The sequence below is a fragment of the Alphaproteobacteria bacterium genome (assembly GCA_040218575.1).
GTDB lineage: Bacteria > Pseudomonadota > Alphaproteobacteria > JAVJRE01 > JAVJRE01 > JAVJRE01.
In genome coordinates this window covers 331261-358160 of the sequence record JAVJRE010000002.1, presented here as the reverse complement: position 1 = coordinate 358160, position 26900 = coordinate 331261, and the positions used below count along the sequence as shown (strand labels likewise).

At 64.3% G+C, this 26900-nt stretch carries 24 protein-coding genes; 12 read left to right on the top strand and 12 right to left on the bottom strand.

Annotated features, from left to right (window positions below; translation table 11 throughout):
• Window positions 1-148 precede the first annotated feature (148 nt).
• Window positions 149-1507 carry a bifunctional UDP-N-acetylglucosamine diphosphorylase/glucosamine-1-phosphate N-acetyltransferase GlmU gene (gene glmU / locus RIE31_03275; GenBank protein MEQ8639623.1) on the top strand — a complete coding sequence of 453 codons (1359 nt, stop codon included), beginning with the start codon at window positions 149-151 and terminating at the stop codon, window positions 1505-1507.
• Window positions 1508-1524: 17 nt separating this feature from the next.
• The gene (glmS, locus tag RIE31_03270) at window positions 1525-3348 is read left to right on the top strand and encodes a glutamine--fructose-6-phosphate transaminase (isomerizing) (GenBank protein ID MEQ8639622.1); all 1824 of its coding nucleotides are present in this window, start codon (window positions 1525-1527) and stop codon (window positions 3346-3348) included.
• A gap of 6 nt (window positions 3349-3354) precedes the next feature.
• Here glmS and RIE31_03265 read toward each other — a convergent pair whose 3' ends face one another.
• Window positions 3355-4173, bottom strand: a complete 819-nt coding sequence (locus RIE31_03265; protein MEQ8639621.1) for a dienelactone hydrolase family protein — start codon at window positions 4171-4173, stop codon at window positions 3355-3357.
• Between the two features lie 123 nt (window positions 4174-4296).
• On the opposite strand from RIE31_03265, the gene gor reads away from it, so the two are divergent.
• From gor to rpsD, 8 genes are all read left to right on the top strand, one after another.
• Window positions 4297-5685 (top strand): glutathione-disulfide reductase, encoded by a 1389-nt coding sequence (gor, locus tag RIE31_03260; protein ID MEQ8639620.1) that lies wholly within the window; start codon window positions 4297-4299, stop codon window positions 5683-5685.
• A 171-nt stretch (window positions 5686-5856) separates the two neighbouring features.
• Window positions 5857-7239, top strand: a complete 1383-nt coding sequence (locus tag RIE31_03255) for a 3-deoxy-7-phosphoheptulonate synthase class II (GenBank protein MEQ8639619.1) — start codon at window positions 5857-5859, stop codon at window positions 7237-7239.
• Window positions 7240-7336: 97 nt separating this feature from the next.
• Window positions 7337-9043 (top strand): NAD+ synthase, encoded by a 1707-nt coding sequence (locus tag RIE31_03250; protein MEQ8639618.1) that lies wholly within the window; start codon window positions 7337-7339, stop codon window positions 9041-9043.
• 24 nt (window positions 9044-9067) lie between these two features.
• Entirely contained in the window at window positions 9068-10420 is a 1353-nt protein-coding gene (gene gltX, locus RIE31_03245) for a glutamate--tRNA ligase (protein ID MEQ8639617.1), read from the top strand.
• A gap of 262 nt (window positions 10421-10682) precedes the next feature.
• Window positions 10683-12095 carry a cysteine--tRNA ligase gene (gene cysS, locus RIE31_03240; GenBank protein ID MEQ8639616.1) on the top strand — a complete coding sequence of 471 codons (1413 nt, stop codon included), beginning with the start codon at window positions 10683-10685 and terminating at the stop codon, window positions 12093-12095.
• Window positions 12095-13735 (top strand): citramalate synthase, encoded by a 1641-nt coding sequence (gene cimA, locus RIE31_03235; GenBank protein ID MEQ8639615.1) that lies wholly within the window; start codon window positions 12095-12097, stop codon window positions 13733-13735. Before cysS ends, cimA begins: the two co-directional genes overlap by 1 nt.
• Window positions 13736-13739: 4 nt before the next feature.
• Entirely contained in the window at window positions 13740-14540 is an 801-nt protein-coding gene (locus RIE31_03230) for an RNA methyltransferase (protein MEQ8639614.1), read from the top strand.
• Between the two features lie 99 nt (window positions 14541-14639).
• The gene (gene rpsD / locus RIE31_03225; GenBank protein ID MEQ8639613.1) at window positions 14640-15263 is read left to right on the top strand and encodes a 30S ribosomal protein S4; all 624 of its coding nucleotides are present in this window, start codon (window positions 14640-14642) and stop codon (window positions 15261-15263) included.
• A gap of 100 nt (window positions 15264-15363) precedes the next feature.
• Here rpsD and rarD read toward each other — a convergent pair whose 3' ends face one another.
• The 9 genes from rarD to RIE31_03180 form a co-directional block, all read right to left on the bottom strand.
• The gene (rarD, locus tag RIE31_03220; GenBank protein MEQ8639612.1) at window positions 15364-16287 is read right to left on the bottom strand and encodes an EamA family transporter RarD; all 924 of its coding nucleotides are present in this window, start codon (window positions 16285-16287) and stop codon (window positions 15364-15366) included.
• A gap of 88 nt (window positions 16288-16375) precedes the next feature.
• Window positions 16376-16714: a Grx4 family monothiol glutaredoxin gene (gene grxD / locus RIE31_03215; protein ID MEQ8639611.1), complete on the bottom strand. Its 339-nt coding sequence runs from the start codon at window positions 16712-16714 to the stop codon at window positions 16376-16378.
• A gap of 31 nt (window positions 16715-16745) precedes the next feature.
• Window positions 16746-16985 (bottom strand): BolA family transcriptional regulator, encoded by a 240-nt coding sequence (locus RIE31_03210; protein ID MEQ8639610.1) that lies wholly within the window; start codon window positions 16983-16985, stop codon window positions 16746-16748.
• 33 nt (window positions 16986-17018) lie between these two features.
• Window positions 17019-19196 carry a phosphoribosylformylglycinamidine synthase subunit PurL gene (purL, locus tag RIE31_03205; GenBank protein MEQ8639609.1) on the bottom strand — a complete coding sequence of 726 codons (2178 nt, stop codon included), beginning with the start codon at window positions 19194-19196 and terminating at the stop codon, window positions 17019-17021.
• Window positions 19197-19252: 56 nt separating this feature from the next.
• Window positions 19253-20056, bottom strand: a complete 804-nt coding sequence (locus tag RIE31_03200; protein MEQ8639608.1) for a rhomboid family intramembrane serine protease — start codon at window positions 20054-20056, stop codon at window positions 19253-19255.
• 24 nt (window positions 20057-20080) lie between these two features.
• Window positions 20081-20785, bottom strand: coding sequence for a phosphoribosylformylglycinamidine synthase subunit PurQ (gene purQ, locus RIE31_03195; protein MEQ8639607.1), 705 nt, complete (start codon window positions 20783-20785; stop codon window positions 20081-20083).
• Between the two features lie 51 nt (window positions 20786-20836).
• Window positions 20837-21094 (bottom strand): phosphoribosylformylglycinamidine synthase subunit PurS, encoded by a 258-nt coding sequence (gene purS, locus RIE31_03190; GenBank protein ID MEQ8639606.1) that lies wholly within the window; start codon window positions 21092-21094, stop codon window positions 20837-20839.
• Window positions 21095-21101: 7 nt separating this feature from the next.
• A complete protein-coding gene (locus RIE31_03185; protein ID MEQ8639605.1) occupies window positions 21102-21866 on the bottom strand; it encodes a phosphoribosylaminoimidazolesuccinocarboxamide synthase in 765 nt (254 codons plus the stop codon).
• A 134-nt stretch (window positions 21867-22000) separates the two neighbouring features.
• Window positions 22001-22816, bottom strand: coding sequence for an NRDE family protein (locus RIE31_03180; protein MEQ8639604.1), 816 nt, complete (start codon window positions 22814-22816; stop codon window positions 22001-22003).
• A 225-nt stretch (window positions 22817-23041) separates the two neighbouring features.
• Between RIE31_03180 and RIE31_03175 the strand changes: the two genes are divergently transcribed.
• Window positions 23042-23368: a DUF1476 domain-containing protein gene (locus RIE31_03175; protein ID MEQ8639603.1), complete on the top strand. Its 327-nt coding sequence runs from the start codon at window positions 23042-23044 to the stop codon at window positions 23366-23368.
• Between the two features lie 6 nt (window positions 23369-23374).
• Here the strand turns inward: RIE31_03175 and purB are convergent, their stop codons facing one another.
• Window positions 23375-24718, bottom strand: a complete 1344-nt coding sequence (gene purB / locus RIE31_03170; protein MEQ8639602.1) for an adenylosuccinate lyase — start codon at window positions 24716-24718, stop codon at window positions 23375-23377.
• Between the two features lie 158 nt (window positions 24719-24876).
• Between purB and RIE31_03165 the strand changes: the two genes are divergently transcribed.
• Complete coding sequence (locus RIE31_03165) at window positions 24877-25614, top strand: aldolase (protein MEQ8639601.1); 738 nt, start codon at window positions 24877-24879, stop codon at window positions 25612-25614.
• On the opposite strand, the gene RIE31_03160 is transcribed toward RIE31_03165, so the two are convergent.
• On the bottom strand, window positions 25608-26840 hold the full coding sequence (locus RIE31_03160) for an MFS transporter (GenBank protein ID MEQ8639600.1): 1233 nt from the start codon (window positions 26838-26840) through the stop codon (window positions 25608-25610). The two genes, RIE31_03165 and RIE31_03160, sit on opposite strands and share 7 nt — an antisense overlap.
• Between the last annotated feature and the right edge of the window lie 60 nt (window positions 26841-26900).

Genomic DNA, 26900 nt, shown 5'->3' with positions numbered 1-26900 from the left:
GTATTTGGACACAATACTTGAATTGTCCGTCTTCGCCGCGCGTGGCAAAAGCCCGGCCCATGGATTCACTTGCTGATGGCTTATCTGTGGCTCCGACGCGGGTCGGCCGTATGCCCGCCGGGCTCCTGTGGTTCGGACTCCCGTGGTCATGACGGATCGCGTCGCCGCGGTCATTCTCGCCGCCGGCGTTGGCCGGCGAATGAAATCGCGCATGGCGAAGGTGCTGCACCCGCTGGCCGGGCGGTCCATGATTGCGCACGTGATTGCCGCCGCGGCGAGCGTGACGCCTGAGCGAACGATTATTGTGATCGGGCCGCAGATGGAGAGCGTGCGGCAGGCGGTTCAACCTTGTCTGGTTGCCGTTCAGTCAGAGGCTCTCGGCACCGCTCATGCGGTCCAGGCGGCGCGGACGGCACTGGCCGGCTTTACCGGTGATGTGCTGGTTTTGTTTGGCGCCGACCCGCTGGTCACGGCCGATTCCCTGCAACGGCTGCTGGATGCCCGTCGCCGCCATCGTGCCGCTGTTGCTGTGCTGGGCTTCCGCCCCGACGACCCCGACGGATACGGCCGCCTGGTGGAGCAGGATGGTGTTCTGACGGCGATTGTCGAATCGGCCGATGCCGATGACGGGCAGAAGGCGATTACACTCTGCAACTCAGGCGTGATGGCGCTGGACGGTGCACGCATGTGGCCGCTGCTGGACGCCATCGGTAACGACAATCGCAAGGGTGAGTTCTACCTGACCGACATCGTTGCCAGGGCGCGCGCTGGCGGTCACACCTGTGTCGCCATCGAAGGTCCGGCGGACGATCATCTGGGCGTCGACAGTCGGGCCGACCTGGCCGCCGCCGAGTGCATCATGCAGAACCGGTTGCGCAGCGCGGCCATGGCGGCGGGCGCTACGCTGATCGATCCGGCCAGTGTGTTTCTGTCATGGGACACCCGTCTGGCCCCCGACGTGGTGGTTGAGCCGCATGTCTTTTTCGGTCCGGGAGTCAGCGTGGGCGCGGGCGCCACTGTCCGGGCCTTCAGCCATATAGAGGGCGCGGCAATCGCATCCGGCGCGGTTGTCGGTCCGTTCGTCCGACTGCGTCCGGGCGCGGACATCGGCGAAGGCGCACGGGTCGGCAACTTTGTAGAGATCAAGGCGACCCGTCTCGGCGCCGGCGCCAAGGCCAGCCATCTGTCCTATCTCGGCGATGCGGATATTGGCGCTGCCGCCAATATCGGTGCCGGCGTCATCACCGCCAATTACGATGGTGCGGCCAAGCACCACACGACAATCGGCGCGAACGCCAGTATCGGGGCCGACAGCGTTCTGGTGGCGCCGGTGACGGTCGGCGATGGCGTTGTGGTTGGTGCCGGCAGCGTCATTGACCAGGATGTGCCGGCTGACGCTCTGGCCGTCGGCCGCTCGTCGTTGGTGGTCAGGGACGGTGCGGGCAAACGCTTGCGTCAACGCAATGCGAAACGCGCCCGCGCCGCTAGTCCGCCGACCTCTGATTAGACGGGAAAGACGTCACCGTGTGCGGGATCATCGCTATCATCGGTCAACAGGCGGTGGACAATCGCCTGGTGGAGGGGCTGCGCCGTCTGGAATATCGCGGGTACGACTCTGCTGGTATCGCCACCCTGGAAAATGGCGTCGTGCATCGCTGCCGGGCGGAAGGAAAGCTTGACCGGTTGGCCCAGCGTCTCTCTGCCGGCGGTCTGGCCGGCAGCGTCGGCATCGGACACACCCGCTGGGCGACGCACGGCGCGCCGACCGAAAGCAATGCGCACCCGCACCTGGCCGGTCGGGTGGCCATCGTCCACAACGGCATCATCGAAAATCACCGGGCCCTTCGGACCGAGCTGGAAAGTCTCGGCTGTCGCTTTGCAACGGATACCGACAGTGAGGTCATCGCCCATCTGATCGATACGGAAATAGCCGCCGGTCGCTCGCCGCGCGATGCTGTGTTAGCGGCGGTCCGGCGGTTGCGCGGTGCCTATGCGCTGGCGGTCCTTTTTGCCGGAGAGGGCGATCTGCTGATCGGTGCCCGGCGCGGCAGCCCACTGGCCGTGGGTTTCGGCGAAGGTGAGACTTTTCTCGGCTCTGATGCCCTGGCGCTGGCGCCGCTGACCCGCCGTCTCAGCTATCTGGAAGATGGCGATGTGGTGGTCCTGACCCGCGCCGGGGCGGCGTTCTTCGACGCCGAGGGCAATCCCGTGACGCGGGCAGAAAGTGGCTCGGCGGCCGCGGTGGCACCCGCCACCAAGGGCGAATACCGCCACTTCATGCTGAAGGAGATTCACGACCAGCCAGTGGCCCTGGCTGAGACGCTCCGTGCCTATATGGATCCGGCCCACCGCCGCATCATCCTGCCGGACCTGCCCTTCGATCTGGCGGCTGTGCCGCGTCTGACCCTGACCGCCTGTGGAACGGCTTATTTCGCCTGCCGTGTCGGGCGCTATTGGCTGGAGCAAATTGCCCGCCTGCCGGTGGATGCTGATATCGGCTCGGAGTTTCGCTATCGCCAGGCGCCGATGACCGCTGGCGGCGCTACATTCGCCGTCTCGCAGTCCGGTGAGACCGCCGACACTCTGGCGGCGCTGCGCTATGCCGCTCAGCAAGGTCAGGTCACCGGGGCCATCGTCAACGTCGCCGAAAGCACCATCGCCAGGGAAAGCGATTGTCTTCTGGCGACCCATGCCGGAGCGGAAATCGGCGTCGCTTCCACCAAGGCATTTACTGCGCAACTGGCCGTCCTCGCCTGCCTCACCGTGGCGACCGCCCGCGCTCGCGGCGCCATTGGTGAAAGCCGCGAGTCGGCAATGGTCGCGGCTCTGGCTGAAACGCCGGCCAGGCTGGCTGATGGGCTGGCCCAGGATGACAGCATCGCGCGTGTCGCCGGGCGCATCGCTGCGGCGCGTACCATTCTCTATATGGGTCGCGGCACTGCCTTCCCTCTGGCGGTCGAAGGAGCGCTCAAGCTCAAGGAACTGACCTACCTTCATGCCGAAGGCTATGCCGCCGGAGAGCTCAAGCACGGTGCTCTGGCGCTGGTGGACTCAGACGTCCCCGTCGTGGTGCTGGCGCCGCCTGATCCGCTTCGTGAAAAGACGTTCAGCAATATGGAGGAAGTCATCGCCCGCGGCGGCCAGGTGATTCTCATTTCCGACAAGGATGGCATCCGCGAGGCTGGCGCCCGGGTTTCGGCGGCCATTGAAATGCCGCCAATTGACCCCTTTACCGCGCCCTTGCTCTATGCCCTGCCCATTCAGTTGCTGGCCTATCATGCGGCTGTCGCCCTGGGCAGGGACGTGGATCAGCCGCGCAACCTGGCCAAGAGCGTGACGGTGGAGTAAGGCCGGCTAGGGTCGGAGGCGGGCCAGGAAATCGAGGATGGCGCCCAGCGCCCTATGGTCATGGGATAGCCAGTGCTGGCTGTGCAGCGGCGACGGCCTGTCAAAGACGATTGACTGGCTGTCTTGTCGCTGACCCATGAACGCGCCGCAGTCACCGCGCGGCGCCGGATCCGTGAACCACGGGTCGTTGGCGCCCGCCAGAGACAGCACTGGCTCGTTTGGCGCCGCCGCGAGACCGCGATACTCCGGCCACCCGGCATGGCAGGTCCAACCCTCGATGATGCGCGCGGCGACGGGCCTGCCGGTAAAGGTGGCGACGGCGATGGCGCCCTCGCTGAACCCCATCAGGACAACCTGCCGGCTGTCGGCAGCGCCCAGTTCCGCCAGCCGATCAAGGGCGTGGGCGATCTCGGCCCGCCGCCATCCCAGGACAGCGCGATGCAGGCCGCCGGTGTTGCGGAGGGGATCGCAGCTTTGCGGCTTGTGCCGGCGGGCAAAACTGTCCGGTTGAACCACCAGCCAGCCACGGGACGCCAGCGCTCGGCCCACATGCGTGGACACCTCGTCGATGCCTGCGCAACCATGGGCATGGACCATGACCGGGCTGGTGCGGGCGGCGGCAGTAAGCGCCGCTGGGTCAATGCTCTCCAGACGCTGCCCCTGGCCGTCGGCGATCATTGGCAGGAAGACCAGCGCGGCAGCCCATGTGCGGGCCAGATCATCGTCCGCCGTCGCCGCCGGAAACGGCGCCATCACCACAAACAGAAAAGCCAGGCTGAGCCAGATCCGGGGAGAGACTTTTCGGTTGCGCTGAGGGTTGGTCATCGGTCGGTCTTGGTCATCACTGCCCCGTGGCATCTCGCCACCGGTCCGGACGGCCGCCTATGATATAATGCCTGATCTATGGCCTGTCCCCGGTCAGAATCCACTATTGCGGAGAGCGCCGCTGTGTCTGAGTTCGATTTCGATCTGTTTGTCATTGGCGGTGGCTCCGGTGGGGTGCGGGCGGCCCGCATCGCGGCCGGCCATGGTGCGCGAGTCGCCATCGCAGAGGAATACCGTTATGGCGGCACCTGCGTCATCCGTGGCTGTGTGCCGAAGAAGCTGCTGGTATTCGGCTCTCATTTCGGCGAGGAGTTTGAGGATGCGGTGGCCTATGGCTGGACGGTCGGCGAGGCACGGTTTGACTGGCCAACGCTGATCGCCAACAAGGACAAAGAGATTGATCGCCTCAACCGAATTTACATTCGTATGTTGAAGGACGCCGGCTGTCATGTTCTGGACGGTCGCGCAGTACTGGCGGATGCCCATACGGTGGAGGTGGGCGGCCGTCGCCACACGGCCGCCACCATCCTGATTGCCACTGGCGGCTATCCTTTCGTGCCGGACTTTCCCGGCATGGAGCACGCCATTACGTCCAATGAGGCATTCCACCTGCCAACCATGCCAAAACGGGTCGCCATCGTCGGCGGCGGCTTCATTGCCGTGGAATTCGCCGGCATCTTCAATGGCCTCGGGGCGGAGACGGTTTTGCTCTACCGCGGCGAACAGATCCTTCGGGGTTTTGATCGTGAGGCGCGGGACGTTGTGGCGCGCGAGATCGTCAAGAAGGGAATTGATCTACGCTGTGGCACTGATGTGGCGCGCATCGAATCGCAGCCCGGAGACACCTGTCGCGTCACGCTGACGGACGGCTCCATCCTGCTGGCGGACAAGGTCATGTATGCCACTGGCCGGCGTCCCAACACTGACAATCTGGGCTTGGAGTCGGCCGGCGTCGCCGTGGATTCGTCCGGCGCTGTGAAGGTTGATCAATGGTCACGGTCCAGCGTACCGCACATCTATGCGGTAGGTGACGTGACCGACCGTATCAATCTGACACCGGTCGCCTTGCAGGAAGGACACCGTTTCGCCGATGCGGTGTTCGGAGCCCGCAAACGCGCCGTTGACCACGCCAATGTGCCGTCTGCCGTGTTCAGCCAGCCGCCGCTGGCGACGGTTGGCGTAACGGAGGAAGACGCCGTGGCACAGGGCCGGGAAGTGGATATCTTCACCTCGGAGTTCCGACCCTTGCGTCATACTCTGACCGGACGGGACGAGAAAAGCTTCGTCAAGCTGATCGTCGAGGTCGCCAGCGACCGGGTGATCGGCGCCCACATGGTCGGGGCGGACGCTGCGGAAATCATGCAGGGAGTGGCGGTGGCGGTTCATGCCGGCCTGACCAAAGCGCAGTTCGACGACACGGTGGGTATTCATCCGACCTCGGCGGAGGAGTTCGTTACCCTGCGCCAGGCGACCCGGCGGGTTGGCGCGGCCGGCTCCCGGGCGGCGGAATAGACGGTCCGGCCGCCGCCAATCCATATTCCGCCTCCCCATTCGCCTTGCTCGAGGGGCGGATTCCGGGGATACTCCCCGACTCACCTGCTTGATCGTCAGGCAGGGCGGGCGTTGCTGTCGGCTGAATAGCAGCCGGGCATGGCGTTCGACGAGACAAGCAGGACTTGCACCGTGGCCACCACCTGGACCCCGAAGACCTGGCGTAACAAGCCGATCCGTCAGGCACCCGTATACACGGACCCGGCGGCGTTGGCCGATGCGGAGGCGCGTCTGGCCGCCTTTCCGCCGCTGGTCTTTGCCGGTGAAGCGCGCAACCTGAAGGCGGCCCTGGCGGCGGTTGCCGAAGGCAGGTCGTTTCTTCTTCAGGGGGGCGATTGCGCCGAGAGCTTTGCTGAGTTCTCCGCCAACAACATCCGCGATACCTTCAAGGTGCTGCTGCAGATGGCGGTGGTGCTGACCTACGGTGCAGCCAGTCCAGTGGTCAAGGTCGGCCGCATGGCCGGTCAGTATGCCAAGCCGCGTTCGTCCGACATGGAGGAGATTTCCGGCGTCAGCTTGCCGTCCTACCGTGGCGACATCATCAATGGCATCGATTTCACAGCCGAAGCGCGCCAGCCCGATCCGGAGCGGCTGGTGCGCGCCTATAACCAGGCGGCGTCCACGCTCAACCTGCTGCGGGCCTTCGCCCAGGGTGGTCTGGCCGACCTCCATCAGGTGCATCGCTGGAACCTGGACTTCGTCCGTGACAGTGCCCAGGGGCAGCGCTACGAAGATTTGTGTGACCGCTTGTCCCAGTCCCTGGAGTTCATGGCCGCCTGTGGCATCACCGGCGACACGGTGCCGCAGATCCGCGAAACCGCGTTCTACACCAGCCATGAAGCGTTGCACCTGCCCTACGAGCAGGCTCTGACCCGGGTCGATAGCCTGACCGGCGACTGGTATGCGTGCTCCGCCCATATGCTTTGGATAGGCGACCGTACCCGTCAGATCGATGGCGCCCATGTGGAATTCTGCCGGGGCGTTGCCAACCCGCTCGGTCTCAAGACGGGCCCCAGCCAGACCCCCGATGACCTGTTGCGCCTGATTGATGCGCTGAACCCGGCCAATGAGGCCGGTCGCCTGACCCTGATTGTCCGTATGGGCGCCGACCAGGTGCGCAGCCTGCTGCCGCCGTTGGTGCGCGCCGTCGAACGGGAAGGCCGCAAGGTTGTATGGTCGTGTGATCCCATGCACGGCAATACGATCAAGGCGTCCACCGGCTACAAGACCCGCGCGGTTGAGAGCATTCTGGCCGAGGTGCGCGGTTTCTTCGAAGTTCATGCCGAGCTGGGCACCCACGGCGGCGGAGTCCATTTCGAAATGACCGGTCAGGATGTGACGGAATGCATCGGCGGCGCCCAGGAGATCACAGAGCAGAGTCTGGCGGATCGCTATCACACACACTGTGATCCCAGACTCAATGCGTCGCAGTCGCTGGAACTGGCGTTTTTGATTGCCGAGTCGCTGAAGGCTGAGCGGCAGCGTCAGGTTGCCAGCCAGCAGGCGGCCGAATAGTCCGTCTTATAAAGCGAAGGTCACGGTGCTCGCGGCCGGCTGCCGTGCTTGTCCGCGGGCCCTTGCGCACAGCCTGATGTGATGCTGGTTTCAACTAATGTCTGACCGTCTCGCCATTGCCATGGCCCAGATCAACCCGACGGTGGGTGATATCGCTGGCAACGTGCAGCGGATCGCCGCCGCCGCGCGCAAGGCCTCCGTCCTGGGGGCCGATCTGGTGGTGTTCTCTGAACTGGTGGTTTGCGGCTACCCGCCCGAAGACCTGGTTCTCAAGCCATCCTTCCAGAACGCCGTGATCGACGCGGTGACAGAATTGGCGCGACTGACAAAATCCGATTTGCCGCCACTGCTGATTTCAGCACCCTGGCGTATGCGCACGTCGGTCGGCGATGGCGATGGCAACGCCGTCAGCGGGCCAGAGGCGTTGCACAACGCGGCCCTGTTGCTGGACGAAGGCGAGATTCGCGCCATAAGGGCCAAGCATGCTTTGCCCAACTATGGTGTCTTCGATGAAAAGCGCGTCTTTGCGCCGGGGCCGCTGCCGGGGCCAATTCCGTTTCGCGGATTCAAGCTGGGTGTTCTCACCTGCGAGGACATGTGGCTGCCTGATGTAGTGGAATGTCTGGAGGAGACGGGGGCCGAGATTCTGCTGGTGCCTAACGGTTCACCCTATGAGCATGACAAGCCCGACCAGCGTCTCAATCATGCGGTGGCACGGGTCACCGAATCCGGGCTTGGCCTCATCTATGTCAATCAGGTCGGCGGTCAGGACGAACTGGTCTTTGACGGTGCATCCTTTGCACTCAATCCCGACTGCACTCTGGCCGCGCAGTCAGTGCCATGGATCGAGCATGTGGCGTTGACCCGTTGGGCCCGCGACGGGCAGGGACGCCTGGCCTGCGTCGAGGGGGTGATCGCGGCGGAGGATCGGGGCCTGTCGGCGATCTGGCAGGCCATGATGACCGGCCTTCGCGACTATGTGGGCAAGAACGGCTTTCCTGGCGTGTTGATCGGCCTGTCGGGCGGCATCGATTCCGCTATTTCCGCTGCTGTGGCGGTGGACGCGCTGGGGCCGGAGCAGGTGCACTGCGTCATGATGCCGTCGCCTTATACATCCGCTGAAAGCCTGCGTGACGCGGCGGATTGTGCGGAACGGCTTGGCATTCGCTACGATTCTATCGAGATCGCTCCGGCCATGGCCGCGTTCGGTACGATCCTCCAGCCGGTGTTCGGCAATCGTCCGCCGGATGTGACGGAGGAGAATATTCAGGCGCGTGTGCGCGGGCTGATTCTTATGGCTTTGTCCAACAAGTTCGGCCCGATGGTGCTGACCACCGGCAACAAAAGCGAGATGAGTGTCGGTTACGCCACGCTCTATGGGGATATGTGCGGCGGCTTTTCGGTTCTCAAGGACATATACAAAACCACCGTCTACGCGCTCGCCAACTGGCGTAACCGGCACCACCCCCCGCGTGCGCTGGGCCCGGCGGGAGTCGTTATTCCGGACAACATCATTACCCGCGCCCCGACAGCGGAATTGCGTCCCGACCAGACCGATCAGGACAGCCTGCCACCCTATGCCGATCTTGACGCCATCCTACGAGGCTTGATCGAGGAAGACCTCGGCCACGACGACATTGCGGCGCGGGGCCATGATCCGGCCCTGGTCCGTCGCGTGTGGCGTATGCTGGAGCGGGCGGAATACAAGCGCCGTCAGGCGCCACCGGGCGTCAAGATCACGTCGCGGGCGTTTGGCCGGGATCGGCGCTACCCGATCACCAATGCCTTTGTCGGCCCGGGCTGACATGCGGTCGTTTTCTCCTGCGCCATGACAGGCTCTGTCAGAACGCGTTTTGCACCAGCCCCGTCCGGGTTGCTGCATCTTGGCAATGCCCGTACGGCGGTTCTCAACTGGCTGTTTTCCAGGCGTGAGGACGGTGAGTTCCTGTTGCGCTTTGATGACACGGACACCGCCAGGGTTGACGCCGCATACATCGCCAAGGCAGAGCGGGATCTGAGTTGGCTTGGTCTGGAATGGCATACCCGCCATCTTCAGTCAGAACGATCGGCGATCTATGCCGCTGCCATTGAACGGCTGAAAGCATCCGGTCACCTCTATCCCTGCTACGAAACAGCGGATGAGCTGGCGGCGCGGCGGGCCAGTTTGGTGCGATCCGGGCAGCCGCCAGTCTATGATCGTGCCGCGCTACGACTGACGGCGGATGAGCGCCGCAGCCTGGAGAGCCATGGCCGGCAGCCGCACTGGCGTCTGAAGCTGGGTGATGGCGCCCTTGCCTGGGATGATCTGATACGCGGGCCCTGCAGCTTTGAACCGGCCGCCATTGGCGATCCGGTTGTGGTGCGCGAGGATGGCACGCCACTCTACATTCTAGCCAGCGTTGTGGATGATGTGGATCTGGCCATCACCCATGTCATTCGCGGTGAGGACCATGTGGCGAATACGCCGGTCCAGATCGCCTTGTTCGGCGCATTGCAGGCCGCGGTCCCGCTGTTTGGCCACCATTCGCTCATTGTCGACGACGCGGGACAGCGCCTGTCAAAGCGTGCCGGCGCACAGGCGCTGGCTGGCTTGCGTGATGACGGGCTGGAGCCACGGGCGGTTCTGGCCTGGCTGGCCCGGGTCGGCACGGCCGATACGGTGGCTGCGGATATGGGGCCGGCAGAAATGGCGGCGACTCTCGACTTCGCCCGGTTCAGTCGTGCGCCGGTCCATGTGGACCACGCTGCCCTGGACCATGCCAATCGCCAGATTCTGTCGGCCCTACCCTATGCCGACGCGCGGCCCAGGCTGGAGAGCATGGGCGTCAGCGGTGGCGAGGCCTTCTGGCTGGCTGTCCGCCCCAATCTTTCCCGCCTGGCTGACGCGCGGCTGTGGTGGCGGGTGGTCAGTGATGTCATGCCGCCGGCCCCGGGAGTCTCGCCTGAAGATGCGGACTATCTGGCGATGGCCGCTGGATTGCTGCCGGAAACGCTGGATGGCGGGGCGTTCGACGCCTGGACCAGAGCCATTGGCCAGCAGAGCGGACGCAAGGGACGGGCGCTCTACGGGCCGCTGCGTCTGGCATTGACCGGTCGCAAGGATGGACCGGAGCTTCGCTTGCTACTATCTTTCCTCGGATCGCAGCGCGCCAGACGGCGTCTGCTTGGGGAAACGGCCTGAGCCCGAGGCAATACCGGCGCCATGAACAATCGCCTGCCCAATGCTGCAACCACCACCGCTGCCGGAGCCTTCCGGCGGTGTATTTGCGGCATTTGTGCATAATCCCGACCGGCCGCGCATCCCTTTCGCCTTGATCTGAAATGCATGCGCCGGCCGCCGGGGCCGGCTGCGCTGTCCGCTTGCGATTTCGATTGAGGATCAGACTGATGTCCGTCGTAACGAAAGACCCGCCGTCAAATCGGCACCCCGGGGCCTGAGACTGGTGTCGCTCGCTCTCTACAACACCCTGTCCCGACGCAAGGAGCGGTTTGAGCCGCTGGATGCGGCCAACGTGCGGATGTATGTCTGCGGGCCCACGGTTCATGACCTGGCCCATGTGGGCAATGCCCGGCCGGCGGTGGTCTTTGACGTACTCTACCGCCTGTTGCGCCACATCTATGGGCGCGATCATGTGACCTACGCCCGTAACTTCACTGACATTGATGACAAGATCATCGCCCGGGCGGAGCGTACGGGCCGGACGGTTGACGACATCACCAGCGAGGCCATCGACGCTTACCGCCAGGATATGACGGCGGTCGGCGTCCTGCCACCGGACCTGGAGCCCAGAGCGACGGACCATCTGCCACAGATGGTCGCCATGATTGAGCGTTTGCTAGCAACGAAACACGCCTATGTGGCCGACGGTCATGTTTTGTTTGCCGTTCCCTCCATGTCCGACTATGGCCGGTTATCGGGGCATAACCGTGACGCGCTGATTGCCGGGGCGCGGGTGGAGGTGGCGCCGTATAAGCGTGACCCTGCCGACTTTGTCCTTTGGAAACCGTCATCGCCTGATCAGCCTGGCTGGGATAGTCCCTGGGGGCGTGGCCGGCCCGGCTGGCATCTTGAGTGCTCGGCCATGATCGAGGCGCATCTGGGCGATACCATCGACATTCATGGCGGCGGTCAGGACCTTATCTTCCCGCACCATGAGAATGAAATCGCCCAGAGCTGCTGCGCGCACGGCGGGGCGCCTTTTGTGCGCACATGGATGCACGTGGGCTTTCTGCAGTCGTCGGGCGAAAAGATGAGCAAATCACTGGGCAATATTGATATCGTTCGTGACCTTCTGGCGACGGCGCCGGCGGAGGCGATTCGCCATGCCATACTGGCGACCCATTACCGCCAGCCCATAGACTTTGGTCCCGAGACGCTTGCTCAGTCGCGCGCCGCGCTGGATGCGCTGTATCAGCCCCTGCGCGGCCGTGCCACCGGCCCGTCATCGGCTGCGCTGGCCCGACATGCCGACCCGCGGGTGCAGGCGGCGCTGGAGGACGACCTCAACACGCCTCTCGCCTTCAGCTTGCTGCATGATCTGGCCCATGCGGTAAATCGCGCCGCCGATGACGCAGCGGGAGAGGCGGCGGCGCGTCGTCTGAAAGCATCCGCCGACCTGCTCGGCCTGTTGCAGGATGATCCTGAGGCCTGGTTCCGCTGGCACCCGCCGGCGGAACAGGCCGGACTCGATGATGCAGAGATCGTGCGCCTTATCGCGCGCCGCCGGGACCTTCGGCTGGCGCGTGACTTTGCCGGCGCTGACCGGGTGCGCGATGGCCTTCTGAAGCACGGGGTGCTGTTGGAAGACAGTGACGGCGAAACACGCTGGCGACGGGCCGGCACGGGAGAGGTGTGATGGTGGATTCTGCAGAACCCGGCCCCCTGCCTGACGACGACTATGTCTTTCTCTATGACACGACCCTGCGTGATGGCGCGCAGACTCAAGGCGTCGACTTCTCAGTGCAGGATAAAGTGAATCTGGCCCGCGCGCTGGATCGTCTCGGCATTGACTATGTGGAGGGTGGTTGGCCCGGCGCTAATCCCACCGACAATGCCTTTTTCGGCAAACCACCACTGCTTTCCACCGCCAGGCTCGCCGCCTTCGGCATGACCCGCCGCCCTGGTCGCAGCACAGACAATGATCCGGGGCTGCAGGCGGTGCTGGACCCGGATGTGCCCGTTGTCTGTCTGGTTGGGAAAGCATGGGATTTTCATGTGGACGTGGCGCTGGCCATACCGCGTGAGGAGAATCTGGCGATGATCCGTGACTCCGTGGCCCACGCGGTCGGCCGCGGCAAGGAAGCCATGTTCGACGCGGAGCATTTCTTTGACGGCTACAAGGCCAATCCTGACTATGCGCTGGCCTGCGCCGTGGCGGCCTATGAAGCAGGTGCGCGCTGGGTTGTCCTGTGCGACACCAACGGCGGGACTTTGCCTGCCGAAGTGGAGGGCATCGTGGCGGCGGTGGCGGAAAAGGTGCCGGGTAGCCACCTTGGCATCCACGCCCACAACGACACTGAGAACGCCGTAGCCAACAGTCTGGCGGCGGTGCGCGCCGGCGTCCGGCAGGTTCAGGGCACGATCAATGGTCTGGGCGAGAGGTGCGGCAATGCCAATCTCATTTCCCTGGCGCCATCGCTCATGCTCAAGGCCGGCTACCGCACAGGCTTGGACCGGCAGAATCTGACGCAACTGACCCATCTTTCGCGGTTGCTCGATGAAATCCTCAACCGCCAGCCCGATCATCAGGCGGCATATGTCGGGGCGTCGGCTTTTGCCCACAAAGGCGGACTGCATGTTTCGGCCGTGCTCAAGGATCCACGGACCTACGAGCATATTGAGCCGACCCTGGTTGGCAACGCACGCCACATCGTTGTTTCGGATCAGGCTGGCCGTTCCAACGTGTTGGAGCGGCTGCGCGAGGCCGGTATGGAGATTGCTGCGGATCATCCGCGGTTGAACAACCTGATTGACGAGCTCAAGCAGCGGGAGTTCCTGGGTTATACCTATGACGGCGCGGAGGCGAGCTTCGAGCTTCTGGCACGTCGTATGCTGGACCGCCCGCCGGAGTTCTTCCGTCTCCACCGGTTCCGCATCATTGATGACCGCCGCTGGAACGCGCGGGGCGAGTTGGTCACCGAGTCAGAGGCGACAACGACAATTTCGGTCGGCGAGGAAACGGTTCTGACCGTGGCGTCGGGCAATGGCCCTGTAAATGCGCTCGACGGGGCCTTGCGCAAGGCCCTGGTGCCGTTTTACCCGGCTCTGGAAACGCTTGAACTACGCGACTTTAAAGTGCGTATCCTGGATAGCCGTGGCACCGGATCATTGACCCGCGTGATGATCGGCAGCGTTGCCAACGGCGCCCGTGACGAAATCAATACGGTCGGCCTGTCCACCAACGTAATCGATGCTTCATACAACGCGCTCTACGACGCCATCACTTATGCCCTGTTCAAGGGTGGTGTAGCGCCTTTGGCTGACCAGGGTGCCTGACCCTGTGGTTCGCCCGCCGGTGATCATCCTGGTTGCCCCGCAACTAGGGGAAAATATCGGTGCGGCGGCGCGCGCCATGGCGACCTGTGCGCTTGACGATCTGCGTCTGGTGACGCCGCGCGACGGCTGGCCTAATCCCAAAGCACAGGCGATGGGCGCCGGTGCCGCTCACATTCTGGACCGGGCCCGGCTGTTTGACGATCTGCCGGCGGCGATTGCCGACTGCGGGCGTATCTACGCGACGACGGCCCGGCCGCGCGGTCTGATCAAGCCGGTCATGACGCCGCGACAGGCGGCGTCTGATCTGTGCCGGGCGCCGGCTGAGGGGCCCGGCCCGGCAATACTCTTCGGTCCAGAACGGGCCGGGCTGGATACGGAGGCGGTGGCTCTGGCCGATGTGGTGGTTGAGGCGCCGCTCAATCCGGCCTTTCGCTCGCTCAATCTGGCCCAGGCCGTCATGATCGTGGCCTATGAATGGTATCAGGCCGCGGCGGTGCCGGAACCGGCGGCCGGTCAGGGGGACGGGCCGCCGTCGGCCAGCCGGCAGGAGATTCAGGGGCTGTTTGACCACCTGGAAGGGGCACTGGACGAGGCCGGATACTTCCGGCCGCCGGATCGTCGACCGTCGATGATTCGCAATCTGCGGGCCATGCTGCTTCGCGCCGGGCTGGCCAGCCATGAGGTTAATGCCTTGCGTGGAGTGGTTCGGGCCCTGTCCGGCCGCCGCCAGGTTCGGCCAGCCACCGGCGGGGGTAGCACGGAGACCGCCGGAAACCTTGCAAAAAACGGCAAAGAACCGGTTTGACAGGCTGTCCCGCCCGTCTATACTCCGCGCCCTGATCCGGGTGGTCCTGTTCGGGGCCACCCGGCTCCTGTTTTCACACCTGATTGGCCAGAAGACCATATGAGCAAGCGACTGCACGCCAAGTACAAGATCAATCGCCGCCTCGGCGAAAACCTGTGGGGGCGGGCCAAGAGCCCGGTCAATTCACGGGAATACGGCCCCGGCATGCATGGCCGCCGGCGTCAGCGTAAGCCGTCGGACTATGCGGTGCAGCTCAGTGCCAAGCAGAAGCTCAAAGGCTATTACGGCAATCTCACGGAGAAGCAGTTTCGTCGCCTGTACTTCGAGGCGACGCGCCTGCGTGGCGACACCAGCGAGAATATGCTGCAGTTGCTGGAACGTCGGCTCGATGCGGTCATCTATCGCATGAAGTTCGTACCGACCGTCTTCGCCGCCCGGCAGTTCGTCAATCACGGTCATGTCCAGGTCAATGGACAGCGGGTCAACATCCCGTCCTTCCGCATCCGTGAAGGTGACGTTATTGAGGTCAAGCAGAAGAGCCGTGAAATGCCGTTGGTCCTGGAGGCGGTGCAGTCTGCTGAACGCGACGTGCCGGGCTATATGGACGTGGACCATACCCAGATGAAGGGCACCTTCGTTCGTGCGCCGCAACCGGACGAGATCCCCTATCCGGTTCACATGGAACCGAATCTGGTTATTGAGTACTACTCTCGGATGGCGTGATTCCCGCCGGTCGGATTTGGCCTGAATACACTTTGGCCTGAATACAGGGCCCGGCCGTTTGGCCGGGCTTTTTTTTAGTATCGGGTGGCCCCGTTTGGTTTCAGGTAGAGTGCGCGGGCGTGACCTTGGCGGGCGCCCGGCGCACAAGCAGGTCCCAGGAGTATAGCGCCAGGGCGATCCAGATCAGGCCGAAAGACACAAGACGCGCGCGGTCAAAGGTCTCTCCAAAGACAAAGACCGCCAGCAGGAACTGACCGCTGGGTGTTATGTACTGGGCCAGACCGATGGTCGCCAGCGGGATGCGGCGAGCGCCGAAGGCAAACATGGCCAGCGGGATCACCGTCACGACACCGGACAGGATGATCAGGCCGTTCAGCGTCAGGCTCGATCCGCTGGCCAGGAAGTGCCCTCGGCCGACAATCTCCAGCCAGATCAGATAGGCCAGCGCCGCCGGCAGCATCAACAGGGATTCGATGAATAGCCCGCCCTGGCTGCTGATGGGTACAAACTTCTTGCTCAGGCCGTAGAGCGCGAAAGAGGCGGCGAGCCCAAGAGCGAGCCATGGAACACTGCCGTGCTGCCACACCAGATTGGCCACCGCCAGGCCGGCGATGGTGACCGCTGTCCAGCGCACTCTGCTCAGCTTTTCCCCGAGCACAACCAGGGCCAGAAGAACAAAGACCAGCGGATTAATGAAGTAGCCGAGGCTCGAATCGAGGACTCGGTCGGTGGCCACGGCAAAAATGAACAGGAACCAGTTGAACCCTAGAAGAACGGAGCCAATGACCAGCCAAAGGCAGTGGCGTGGCACCCGGAAGGTCGTGACCATTTCACGGATCTGGCCGCGGCGCAGCAGCAATGGTGCCAGAAATACAATGGACCAGGCGATGCGGTGGGCCAGGATCTCGCCGGGCCCGACCACCCCGACCGCCTTGAAATACAAGGGAATCATCGCCCAGATGCCGAACGCCGAAAACGCGGCGATAGTGCCGGCGCGCAACTCCGTCCGCGCGCTGTCACTCAATGCAGCGGCCTGCGTGGCGTTAAATGGCGGTCCACGGACCTGTCAGCCTGACCACATACCGGCCCTGATGGTCGGTGGCGATGGGCGCCTAGGGTGTATTGGGTGCAACGCCTTTTTCGGCCAGGAGTTGCTGCAACTCGCCGCTCATATACATCTCACGCACGATGTCACAACCGCCGACGAATTCCCCTTTGACATAGAGTTGCGGGATCGTCGGCCAGGAACTGAACTCCTTGATGCCTTGCCGCAGATTGGCGTCGGCAAGTACATCAATGCCCTTGAACTTGACACCCAGTGTCGTCAGACACTGCACGACGGCGGCGGAGAATCCGCACTGTGGAAAAACCGGCGTTCCCTTCATGTACAGAACGACCGGGTTCTCGGTGATATCCTCTGTAATACGCTCGTCTACGGCAGAGTCGGCCATGGTCATCCTTCAGGAGTCGGTGATTGTGGGCTCAGGCGTCGTCGGGAACAGTTGTCTGCAGGGCGAGGGCGTGTAGCTCGCCGCCCATGCGCCCCTTCAGGGCGCGATAGACCATCTGATGCTGCTGGACGCGGCTCTTGCCTTTGAAGGCGCCGGAGACGATGTGCGCGGCGTAATGATCGCCGTCGCCGCGCAGATCTTCGATACGCACCACCGCATCGGGCAGAGCCGCCTTTATCAGGCTTTCAATCTCGCTGGCGTTCATCGCCATGGTCGCACATCCACTTTCAAGGTCATCGGGCGCTCAGGCGGGTGCATTACCCATCATGTAGCGCGGCAGCCACGTCTCATGGGCCCTGCGAAGTCTTGATAGGGATATAGGATCGCCGCCATTTACTGTCAACGCGGCCTGCTCGCCTCTTTCTGGCCGACAGCGGCCAATGATCGCCGCCGGGACGTCGGCGATCTGGGCGGCAGCCAGCACCTGGTCTGGCTGGCTGGTCGCCAGCACATAGCGACCCTGGTCTTCGCCAAAGAGGAACGCAGCAAGCGGTAAGCTGGTGTTCACGGCGATATTCGCCCCGCAATCGCCGACCAGAGCCATTTCCGCCACGGCCACCATCAGGCCCCCATCACCTACATCGTGACACGCGATGACACGTCGTTGGTCAATCAGGCTACGGACCAGGTCGCCGGCCCGCCGCTCCGCCGCCAGGTCCACCGGCGGCGGCGCGCCGTCCTCCCGCCCCAGAATTTCGCGGAGCCACAAGGAGGCGCCCAGCCAGCCATGGGTTTCGCCCAGAACGATCAGGTGATCGTCTGTGGCGGGCAGAGCCAGACCGCATCGCTTTTCCACGTCATCAAGCAGGCCGACACCGCCGATCACCGGTGTCGGCAGGATCGGCCGGCCGTCGGTCTCGTTGTAGAGGGACACATTGCCCGAGACCACGGGGAAATCCAGGGCGCGGCAGGCCTCGCCCATGCCGCGCACGGCCAGGACCAGCTGGCCCATGATGACCGGGCGTTCGGGGTTGCCGAAGTTCAGATTGTTGGTCACCGCCAGCGGGCGCGCGCCTACCGCGCACAGATTGCGCCAGGCCTCGACCACCGCCTGCCTGCCGCCGGTCTCAGGATCGGCCAACACATAGCGTGGTGTGCAATCGGTGGTCATGGCCAGTGCGCGGTCGGAGCCATGGACCCGCACCACTGCCGCGTCGCCACCCGGCCGTACGACCGTATCGGCCATGACCATGTGGTCGTACTGCTCCCAGATCCACCGTCGAGAGCACAGATCAGGCGAGCCCAGCAGACGCTCCAGCGAGTCACCCCAGCCAAGATCGCTGGAGAGGTCACCGGCCTGCAGGACGGCCCGGCCGGGCGATGGCTCCCATGGCCGATCATACTCCGGCGCTGCATCCACCAGCGGCGGCACCGGGATATCGGCCGCTATCTCACCGTGCCGCGACAGGATCAGCCGGCCGGTCTCCGTGGTCTGGCCGATGACCGAAAAATCCAGCTCCCATTTCTCGAATATGCGCCGCGCTTCATCCTCCCGGTCGGGGCGCAGCACCATCAACATGCGCTCCTGCGATTCCGACAGCATGATCTCATAGGCCGACATGGCGTCTTCGCGCAGCGGAACCTGGTCAAGGTCAAGGGCGATGCCGACGCCGCCCTTCGAAGCCATCTCCACCGACGAAGATGTCAGGCCGGCCGCTCCCATGTCCTGAATGGCAATGATGGCGTCGGTCGCCATCAGTTCCAGACAGGCTTCCAGCAGCAGCTTTTCCTTGAACGGGTCGCCTACCTGTACGGTTGGTCGCTTGGCTTCGGAGTCGGCGCCGAACTCGGCCGAGGCCATGGTTGCCCCATGAATCCCGTCGCGCCCCGTCCGCGCGCCCACATAGACTACGGGGTGGCCGGCGCCAGCCGCTGCCGCATAGAAAATCCGGTCGCTGGCGGCGATGCCAACGGTCATCGCGTTGACCAGGATATTGCCGTCATAGGCGGCGTGGAAATTGACCTCGCCGCCGACCGTGGGGACGCCGATACAGTTACCGTAACCGCCGATGCCGGCCACCACGCCGCTGACCAGATGTCGGGTCTTTTCGTGCTGCGGACTGCCGAACCGCAGGGCATTGAGGTTGGCTACCGGCCGCGCGCCCATGGTGAAGACGTCGCGCAGGATCCCGCCCACACCGGTCGCCGCGCCCTGGTAGGGCTCGATGAAACTCGGGTGGTTATGGCTCTCGATCTTGAAGACGGCTGCCTGACCATTACCGATATCGATCACCCCGGCGTTCTCGCCAGGCCCCTGGATGACCCAGGGTGCCTGCGTCGGCAGAGTCCGCAGCCATTTCTTGGATGATTTATAGGAGCAATGCTCAGACCACATGACCGAGAAAATGCCCAGCTCGGTCTGATTGGGCGCGCGGCCCATGATCGCGACGGCCTGGTCGTATTCGGCGGCCGTCAGGCCCATCAGATCATTGGGGCGTGTGGTTTCGTCCAAGGTCCGGCTCCGGCGGGTGCGGCGGTTCAGGCGCGGCGGATGGTAGGCGGGCTGGTGGGTGGCCCTCGGTCATCGTCGTTGCGACGGCGGCCACGGCCGCTGTCGGGAATAATCGACGCCGCCGCGCGCCCGACATAGACCACGCGCTGGCGGTCGAGCAATGCCACGCCACGGCGGCGAAATGGCACGATCAGCACCGCACCGGCGGCGAACCCGCCCACATGGGCCCAGAAGGCGATTCCGCCATCGACTCCGCCGGTTGAAACGGCTGCCGCTGACGCCACCTGGACGACGATCCACAGGCCCAGAACCGCAAAAGCCGGCAGCCGGAGGGTCATGAAGAACGGGCCGACCACGAGGATTCGCGCACGCGGATGCAACATCAGATAGGCGCCCAGCATGCCGGACACCGCGCCCGAGGCGCCGATGGTGGGGATGGCAGAGCCAGGCTCTGAAACAACGTGGACAAGACCAGCGGCCAACCCGCACAGCCCGTAGAAGACGATCATGCGAAAATGGCCGACCGCATCTTCAACATTGTCGCCGAAGATGTGCAGGTACAGCATATTGCCGAGCAGATGAAACACGCCGCCGTGCAGAAACATGCTGGTGAACAATGTGGCCCACGCGGGTATGGCGCCGGCCGCCCCGTCGCCTGTCAGGTGCGCCGGTACCAGGCCGTATGATTCCACGATGGATTGATAGGACTCTCCACCGCCACTGACGCCGATAAAGAAAATCGCCACATTGGCGATGATAATCGCCAGCGTCACATAGTTACGGCGGATTTGCCGTACCGGATTGAAGTCGCGGAGAGGAATCAGGCCCACAAGCGATCGCTCCGCCGGCGCGGTTCAGGCCAGTCCGGCGAGCGCGGCGAACAGGGCGCTGCCGTCACGGCCTCCCAGCAGCGGATCCGCCGCTCGTTCGGGGTGCGGCATCATGCCAAGAACACGGCGCGATTGGCTCAGGATTCCGGCAATGTCCCGGGCTGAGCCATTAGGATTGGCCCGCCGCCAGTCGTCATACGGCTCGACGCCCGGTTCGGTACTGGCGGCATAGCGAAACGCCACCCGACCATCGCCATCCAGCCGGTCCAGCGTTTCGTCATCGGCGAAATAGCAGCCGTCGTGATGGGCGACAGGGATCGTCAGCATCTGGCCCGCCTTATATCCGGTCGTGAACGGCGAGTCGGTTGTTTCCACACGAATACAGACGTCGCGGCAGACAAACTTCAGCCCGGCATTGGTCATCAGCGCGCCTGGCAGAAGGCCGACTTCGGTCAGAATCTGGAATCCGTTGCAGATACCGAGAACCGGTACGCCCCGTTCGGCATTCTCCACCACGTCACGCATGATCGGTGATCGCGCCGCCATGGCGCCACAGCGCAGATAGTCGCCATAGGAGAATCCGCCGGGCACGACCACCAGGTCCGACTTCGGCAGGTGCGACTGACGGTGCCAGACCATGTGCGGTTCTATGCCGGTCGCTTGGCGCAGGGCAACCTGCACATCACGGTCGCAGTTGGCGCCAGGAAAGACGATTACCGATGCCTGCATGGCCGGGCTTCCTCAATCGGCTGGGACTTCGTCCCCGTCATGCGAAGACGGTCAGGAGTCACCGTCAGCCGGCGACAGATCGATCTCATAGTCCTCGATGACCGGATTGGCCAGCAGGCGGGCGCACATGGCGTCCAGCCTGTCTCTGGCTTCGCCGGCGTTAGTTGCTGCGATCTCGACTTCGATCAGCTTGCCCTGGCGTACGTCGCCAATGCCCTCGAACCCCATGGCTTTGAGGGCATTGGCGATAGCCTGGCCCTGCGGGTCCAGGACGCCGCGGCGCGGCATGATACGGATGCGGGCTTTCATCGGGCGGTCATTGCATGCGCTGCGGGCCCTTCATGTCCCGCGGCCCGCCTTCAGGCAGTATGCCCAAGCGACGGGCGATCTCCTGATAGGCTTCCTCGACCTTGCCGAGGTCACGGCGGAAGCGGTCCTTGTCCAGCTTTTCGTTGGTTTCCAGATCCCACAAGCGGCAGCTATCGGGAGTGATTTCGTCGGCCAGAACGACCCGCACTTCCTCGTTCTCATAGAGCCGGCCGAACTCCACCTTGAAGTCGATCAGGCGCAGCCCGACGCCAAGGAACAGGCCGGTAAGAAAATCGTTGATGCGCAAGACCAGGGACAGAATGTCATCCATGTCCTGCGGTGCCGCCCAGCCGAAGGCGGTGATGTGCTCCTCCGACACCATCGGATCATCCAGCTCGTCGGACTTGTAGGTATATTCAACGATCGAGCGGGGCAGGGCGGTTCCCTCGGCGATGCCGAAGCGCTTGGCGAGAGAGCCGGCGGCGACGTTGCGGACGATGACCTCGACCGGAATGATCTCCACTTCCTTGACCAGCTGCTCACGCATATTGAGCCGGCGCACCAGGTGGGTCGGAATGCCGATCTCACCGAGCTTCGTCATCAGGTGCTCGCTGATCCGGTTGTTCAGAACGCCCTTGCCGGTAATGATCCCGCGCTTCTTGTTGTTGAAGGCGGTCGCATCGTCCTTGAAGTATTGGACGATGGTTCCCGGCTCCGGACCCTCGTAGAGGATCTTGGCCTTGCCTTCGTAGATCTTTCGCCTGCGGGCCATGGAGACAATCCGTGCCATATCTCTGCCGGGTTAATGCGGTCGGGGCCGGTTGGGTGGCCGGAGGCCGCGGGCGGCTGTTGGGTCAATGACCAACCTAACACCCTTCACTGGCCGGCGGGAGTTGCCCCCGCCCGTCAGCGATCCGGCGGCAAGTGGCCCGCCAGGCCAACCGTCGCATAGGCGGTTTGGTGGGGTGGTCCGGCGGCAAAGCGCCACACCGGGCGGGATCCGCCGCCTGACGTCCTCGCCGCCGGCACGGCGATAATCGAGCTGGATACGGTGCCGTGGTCGCCGGGTCCGGCCAGGCTCATGGCGCCGCGTGGACCGGCCCCGTCCGCCGAATGACGGCTGCCCATCAGAGTTTCCCAGCCGCTCCAGCTTCCCTCGCCACCGGCCTGCGGGTCAGGCGCGACAAGCGAGGAAAACCGGGGCAGATAGTCGCGAATCCGCGGATGGCTCATGTCGTTTGGGATGCCGCTGGTGGTCAGCATGGTCAGACCATCGGCCAGGCGCGTCACGTCCACCTGTTCCTGCGGCTGGCCATTGTCGTGGCTCGCCCTGAAGTTGCGCACCAGCCATGCCGCCGCGTCATCGGCGACGACCAGACTGAAGGGCCGGAAGGCCGCCCCGTTCAGATCGGCCAGGGCTTCGGCCGACTGCGTGGCGGACACACCGTCCGCGGCCTCCAGCACCAGCTCGCCGCGTGAGCGATAGCCGGCGGCCGGGCCCCGGCTAAGCGGCCCGTTGAGCACCGCCGCTACAATGCCGGACGGTGAGAGGACCAGCCACGAACCGCCGGCTTCCAGGTCCAGACCACCAATCACGCCCGGCCGGTCCGGCCAGTGCGCGGCCGGTGGTCGCCACGGCCGGTCGCGGGCCTCGTCGCGGTTGGCGCCAACGATCAGCGGCCAGTCATGGCCCGGCCGGCGCAGCAGAATCAGTGTGCACATGGCCGGGCCATCCGGGGTGGTCGGGTCTCTCGCCTCGCCTCTGAAGGCGACGGGCCCAGGGACGGCGGGTATGACATCGGGGCCATCGGGACTATGTGGCTGGTTGTGATAGTATTGGCTTTGTGGAACAAAGCGGCAATGGCTGCGTTTCGTATTGTCACCGCGCCCTGGCGCGGCTGGCGGTGCGGACCACGGCATGGACCATGATCAGGGAAACTTCGGTATATGAGCAATTTCGACGACCGGGAAAAAGGTTTTGAGCGCCAGTTTCAGCGGGACGAGGAACTGCGTTTTCGCGTAACCGCCCGGCGCAACAAGTTGCTTGGGCTGTGGGCGGCGGAGCAATTCGGCATGAAGGGCGATGCGGCTGAGGCCTATGCCCGCGAGGTGGTGTCGTCTGACTTCGAAAAGCCCGGCGATGACGATGTGGTGGCCAAGGTGCTGGCGGACTGCCGGGCGCAGTCGGTCGATATGGACGAACGTCGGCTGCGGCGCCAGATGGATCGTCTGATGGGGGACGCCAAGGCTCAGATTCAGGGCGAGAAGGCCTGAATTGTCTTAGCTTGCGGCCCGCTGCCTCACGGCGGCGGTTTGCTCGGGCCCCGCGCTGTCTCCCAGCACCCGGTCGAAAACCGCATCGATCCGGTCCAGATGACCCGTCACGTCGAAAAGGCCGGCCAGGGTTGCCGCCGGCAGCATCTCACTGACGTCCGGATCCGCGGCCAGACAGGCCTGAAAATCGGTGGCGCCTTCCCATACCTTCATGGCGTTGCGCTGCACCAGGCGATAGGCGTCTTCACGCGCCATGCCGCCATCGGTCAAGGCCAGCAGCACACGCTCTGAGAAGACAAGCCCGCGCATACGATCCAGATTGGCCTGCATGGCCTCGGGATAGATCGACAGCCGCTCCACCACGCCGGCCATGCGGGCCAGGGCGAAGTCCAGCGCGATAGTGCCGTCGGGTCCGATCACCCGCTCGACGCTGGAGTGGGAAATGTCCCGCTCGTGCCACAGGGCCACATTCTCCAGCGCCGGCGTCACCATGCCGCGAACCAGCCGGGCCAGTCCGGTGATATTCTCACTCAGAACCGGATTGCGTTTGTGTGGCATGGCGCTCGACCCTTTCTGGCCGGGCGCGAAATATTCCTCGGCCTCGCGCACTTCCGTGCGCTGCAGGTGGCGGATTTCTGTGGCCAGCCGCTCCAGTCCGCTGGCCACGACGCCGAGGGTGGCAAAAAACATGGCATGGCGATCACGCGGAATGACCTGGGTGGAGACCGGCTCCGGCTCCAGGCCGAGTTTCTCGGCAACCTCTGCTTCCACCGCCGGATGGATGTTGGCGTAGGTGCCCACGGCGCCGGATATGGCGCAGGTGGCGATTTCCCGCCGCGCCGCTACCAGCCGCGCGCGATGGCGCACGAACTCCGCATAGTGGCCAAGCAGTTTCAGGCCGAAGGTCGTCGGCTCCGCGTGGATACCGTGGCTGCGGCCGACGCACGGGGTGTGGCGGTGTTCCACGGCGCGCTTGCGCAGGGCCGCCAGCAGCCCGTCCACGTCGCTGATCAACAAATCGCTGGCCCGTGTAAGCTGCACCGCAAAGGCGGTATCCAGCACGTCCGATGACGTCATGCCGCGATGGACAAATCTGGCTTGTGGTCCCACATGCTCGGCCAGATTGGTCAGGAACGCCAGAACGTCGTGTTTCAACTCGCGCTCGATCTCATCGATCCGCGCGATCTCCCACTGGCCTCGCTCCCACACGGTCCGCGCCGCGGCGGCGGGAATGACGCCCAGCCGGGCATTGGCATCCGCCGCATGGGCCTCGATTTCGAACCATATGCGGAACCGCGTTTCCGGTTCCCAGATGGCAGTCATTTCCGGTCGTGAATAGCGCGGAATCATACGGCTCTCGCTTGATCGGCCCTGACGGCGCGGAGACCTGCGTCGCCTCTGGCCAGGCTATCACATTTTGCTGTTCTGGTGCGCCCCCTGCGGGCCTCTTGGCACACCGCCGCGCGAGCCCTAATTTCGTCTGATCGGAACCTGTCCGGGGACATGCCATGGCGGAGGATATTCAGGAGGTCCGGCGCGATCTGGCGGCGACGTTTCGCTGGGCCGATCGTCTCGGCCTCAATGAGGGGATTTCCAACCATTTCAGCTATGCCGTGGCTGACGACCGGTTTCTGATCAACGGCTGGGGCTGGCATTGGTCGGAGATCACTGCCTCCAGCCTGTTGTTATGTGACGGCGAGGGGCGTGTGGTTGACGGGCCTGAAAGCGGCGTCGGCAGCACGGTGGAGCTGACCTCGTTGTTCATCCACGCCCGCGTGCACCAGGGCGCGCCGGCAGCGCGGGCGCTGTTTCATACCCACATGCCCTACGCCACCGCCATCGCCTCGGTCAAAGGCGGCCGTCTGATCATGGCCAGCCAGAACGCCCTTCGCTTCTACGGTCAATGCGCCCATGACGACGCCTATGCCGGTCTGGCGCTGGCCAATGACGAAGGGGACCGGCTGTGCCGCGCCATGGCCGGCAGACGCATTCTGTTCATGGCCAATCACGGCGTTCTGGTGGCGGGCCGCACCATCGCCCAGGGCTTTGATGACCTCTACTACCTTGAGCAGGCGGCCAAGGTGCAGGTTCTGGCGGCGGCCACCGGACAGCCCCTGCGCGAGCTTGATCAGGCAACCTGCGAAGCCACTGCATCACAGCTCGACTATGAGCGTGAAAATGCGTTCTTCCACCTGGCCGCCATCCGTCGGGTGCTCGACCGGGAAGGCTCCGACTACGCTCATTGAGGTGGCTCTGTGCTGCCGTCCAGACGGGCCGGTGACACAAGCAGCCAGGCGAAGCCGGCCACCTCCAGCACCAGGACAATGCCGAAGGCGGCGGGATAGCCGCCGGCGGGCCAGTGTTCGATCAGCCAGCCCATGCCGGCCTGGACAGCGAAGGCGCCGACGAAAATCAGCAGATTGAGTGTCGTATTGGCGCGACCGACGATGTCGGTGGAAAAGATGCCGGCAAGCACCGCAAAGCTCAGGGTGCCGGCCGTGCCAAAGAAGCCGAACAGAATGATCAGCGGCCACGACAGCCAGGTCAGTTGCAGAACCAGACCAACCTGGACAAGCAGAAAGATCAACATGCCGCCGGCCGCTACGTGAAGCGTCGCGTAGCCCCGCCGGGTCAGGTGGGTGGACAGCGCGCCCAGGGCCAGATAGCCGGCGACCATGGCGACCGCCATGACCAGAAGGTGGTTGGCCGCACTCAGGGCGTCGTGTCCCGCTACCGTGCGCAGCCAGGCGCCGGCCCACAGACCCTGGATCGCCAGATAGGCGGCCTGCACCATGGCGGTGACCGGGGCGATTCGCCAGAACCGGGGGTCACCGACCACCCGCCGCAGGCCGTCCAGCCCCGCCGGCGGCGAGCCGCCCGGGCCGGTCCGCGCTTTCTCCGGTACGACGCCGATGATCGCCGCTGCCGCTGCCAGGGTCAGGGCCGCCAGCCAGACGAACACGCCGCGCCAGTCGGTCAGTCCCAGCGCCACTTCCACCGGGGTGGTGGCGGCCAGGGCGCCGAGTCCGCCAGTTGCCAGCACCATGCCGTTGATTAGCGGCAGGCGCTCACGCGGGTACCACAGGGCGAATATCTTGAGCGACGCCATCAGGCACGCCGAGACGCCGAGGCCGATCAGGGCGCGGCCGATGACTAGTCCCGTCACACTGTCGGCCATGGCGAACAGCAGGCTGCCGCCGGCCGCCACGGTTAGCAGGGTCGCCTCGCTGCGGCGCGGTCCGAAGCGGTCGAGCGCATAACCAAGCGGCAACTGGGCTGCCGCGAATGCCAGGAAATAGGCGCCGGTCAGCAGGCCGATCAGGCCCGGCCCCAGACCTAAATCGGCCATGATATGGGGCGCTGCCACGGCGTTGACCGTGCGGAACAGGTAGCTCAGAAAATAGCCTGCCGCGAAGGGCAGAAACACGCGCAGAACGATCATCCGGCCGGCCTTGGTGAGAACATGCGGCAAGGTCGGTCGCCGTCGCCCTTGTGTCCAGTGGTGGTCACCGCCAGACTAACGAAAACGGCC